This window comes from Microcystis sp. LE18-22.4A (genome assembly GCF_027531105.1).
In the GTDB taxonomy this organism is placed as follows: Bacteria; Cyanobacteriota; Cyanobacteriia; order Cyanobacteriales; family Microcystaceae; genus Microcystis; species Microcystis aeruginosa.
This window is the reverse complement of the sequence record NZ_JAPZRB010000599.1, coordinates 1-2470: the sequence shown is the minus strand read 5'-3', so window position 1 is coordinate 2470 and position 2470 is coordinate 1. Positions and strand designations below refer to the sequence as shown.

Below are 2470 nucleotides of genomic sequence, written 5' to 3'. Positions count from 1 at the left end.
GCTCGGTCGGCAACGTGCTGATGATACGCTTCTAACATAGGTCTATTGTCTCCTAGTCTTCACTTGTGACGGTTTCTTCCTAGGTTACTGGATTTTTGCTAGTCTCTGAATTTCTAGGTTAACGAGAGATGACTTTGCTGTGCGATTTCCATAAAATGAGAAAATAGCGATCGATTGACTATATTGAGGCTTAGATAATGGCTATCACCGATTCTGATCTAGATTTAGCACAATATATCGACCATGGTTCCCAATAAGCTAACCGCACCCTGGGGGGAGATAACGATCGAACCTATAATGGAGAGAAGTATTCTCCAGAGTCAACAATATGTCACTCAGTCAACTGTTGCCCACAGTTAATCAGTTATCTCACCAAGATAAGCTTCGACTCATTCACTTTCTGCTCCTAGCAGTCGCCAAAGAAGAGGGATGCAGCCTAGAACCAACTAGAGAACCTGATCCGGAAAATGTACTGCTTGAGCAACTGGCATCCACTGAAGCCGTGCTATGGTCGCCTCAAACCGATAGCGCAGCAGTGCAGGCATTGTCGGAGCTTCTGATTGCTGCAAAGGGAACATCCAATGCTTGATGGACAACGCTATTCATTTACTGAACGAAGAGACAACCTAGGGCGATCAGTAATCATGCCATATATCCCTTTAATGCTCACACTGGGCGATCGTTCTCTAGAAGTGACAGCATTGCTGGACACTGGTGCCAGTGTCAATGTTCTACCCTACGAGATTGGCCTACAGCTAGGAGCAGTCTGGGAAAATCAAACAGTATCCATTCCCTTGAGCGGAAACTTGGCTCAAAGCAATTCACGAGGTTTGGTTGTATCTGGTGCAATTGCACAATTCCCTTCTGTTCTGCTTGGATTCGCTTGGACTAAGATGAGAGATATACCTGTAATTCTTGGACACATGAACTTCTTTGCAGAGTTCAATGTGTGTTTTTATCGACACGAGTTGGCTTTTGAGGTTTGCCCGAAAGACGGATGAAGTTGATAGCCGCCGCTCATCTTAGCCGTTACAATGCTTGAAGATAATCGGCTTTGCAGCAATCCAGATATGAATGCTAATTGTGCAAAGTATCCACAAGTTAACTTGGTTCGGAGTTTGAAGAATTGCTCAGAAGACAATTCATAATTAAAATCAGCAAAGCCGAATCATCTAAGGACTAAGATGAATTTGACTGAGAATATAACGCAAGCGATCATAATCATCCTTAAGTAAAACACTTAACTGTCTGCCCACATTCACTAACCATTGTCGATCGGCTTGACGCAATTGATACATCTGACGGATAGAAGCAGCTGCCAAAGCTTCCACGGGAGTATTTTTGACCTGTAATAAAATTCGTAAAAAGTCTAATTGTTCACTAAAATAAACCACTTCTAACGACTCACATTGATAAACTGCCTGATGAATTTGTGGAGGCCGGGGAGGAATATATTGATAGATATAACCTCGCCCGGCACCATTGCCATTAAATTGTCCTGGCAGGGTTTCAAAACCGACAATAGTTGCCCGAAATTCCGTTTTTAACATAGCGAAAATCTGCGGCTGTTGTTCCCGCAATTCAGCCAAAGACAACCCCAAAGCTCTAGCGCGATGTACCGAATCGATCGGTGCAGTGGTGGCAAAGGTGACAATCCCAAAAATCTTATTACCCGTTTCTTCATCGTAGGCTTTTACCCAACTACCAAAAGCAGGCATAAAAGGAAAGTTTAACTCCTCTGGTTCCAAACATTGCGCCAAAAACTCGGTCGTCGTCGTCTCGATAACTTCGGCGATATGATCGGGATGGCGGTTATCCGTGGCCAATTGCGGCAAGGGTGGACGCATGGTTATTTTTTGCCTTTAGCGGGGGCAATAATTACTTCTTCTAATTCCGAGAGATTAAAGGTGACTAACTTATCCCAGTTACCCCCCTCAAAAAGAACGGCCACTTTCCCATCGCTTAAACGCTGGGCTAAACCTTCAAATTTATAGTAGGTATCATCGGGATTGGTGACTCGAACGGTACTACCTGGCAAAATCATAGGATTGACGACGAAATTATAATTAACTGTCTTTTAGCTTATCAAAAATTAGTGATCAGGGAGTCGTGACTTACCCCTACCTTCTGTTATCCGTCTTAGGCAATACGTCCCTGTTCTCTACCGGATCAGGCGATCGCAATTCGTTCCTCAGGCGACAATTGTTGTACTGCTTAAATAAGCTGTTCTAAAGTTACGCGAATAGTTCTCATCGATTTTGCTTTAATAATTTATAATTTGCTCTATTTAACTCTCAACACGAGCTACAGGAGATCGCAATAACTCCTAGTGGACTGTTTCAGCTAATTTGGTGCAATAGATTCTCCCGATTCCTCCTCCTCAAACACAGGATAAAGATGTTTCAGCTTGACCCTAGCATCGCTGGTCGTAAACGTCCATATTACTGTAGATGCAGTCTGATTACGTTCT

General features: G+C 43.4%; 4 protein-coding genes and 1 pseudogene. 2 read left to right on the top strand and 3 right to left on the bottom strand.

Features of this window, described 5'->3' with window-relative positions; translation table 11 throughout:
- Positions 1 to 328 precede the first annotated feature (328 nt).
- Together O9295_RS25790 and O9295_RS25785 are read left to right on the top strand one after the other, a co-directional pair.
- Entirely contained in the window at positions 329 to 589 is a 261-nt protein-coding gene (locus O9295_RS25790; protein WP_012268296.1) for a hypothetical protein, read from the top strand.
- Entirely contained in the window at positions 582 to 1001 is a 420-nt protein-coding gene (locus tag O9295_RS25785; protein WP_041804458.1) for a pepsin/retropepsin-like aspartic protease family protein, read from the top strand. Before O9295_RS25790 ends, O9295_RS25785 begins: the two co-directional genes overlap by 8 nt.
- Positions 1002 to 1172: 171 nt before the next feature.
- Here O9295_RS25785 and O9295_RS25780 read toward each other — a convergent pair whose 3' ends face one another.
- The 3 genes and pseudogenes from O9295_RS25780 to O9295_RS25770 form a co-directional block, all read right to left on the bottom strand.
- Positions 1173 to 1847, bottom strand: coding sequence for an HAS-barrel domain-containing protein (locus O9295_RS25780; RefSeq protein WP_002766961.1), 675 nt, complete (start codon positions 1845 to 1847; stop codon positions 1173 to 1175).
- A 2-nt stretch (positions 1848 to 1849) separates the two neighbouring features.
- Positions 1850 to 2044 (bottom strand): NAD(P)H dehydrogenase subunit NdhS, encoded by a 195-nt coding sequence (locus O9295_RS25775; protein WP_002759298.1) that lies wholly within the window; start codon positions 2042 to 2044, stop codon positions 1850 to 1852.
- A gap of 299 nt (positions 2045 to 2343) precedes the next feature.
- A pseudogene (locus O9295_RS25770) lies at positions 2344 to 2470 on the bottom strand (IS630-like element ISMae25 family transposase); the annotation flags it as partial.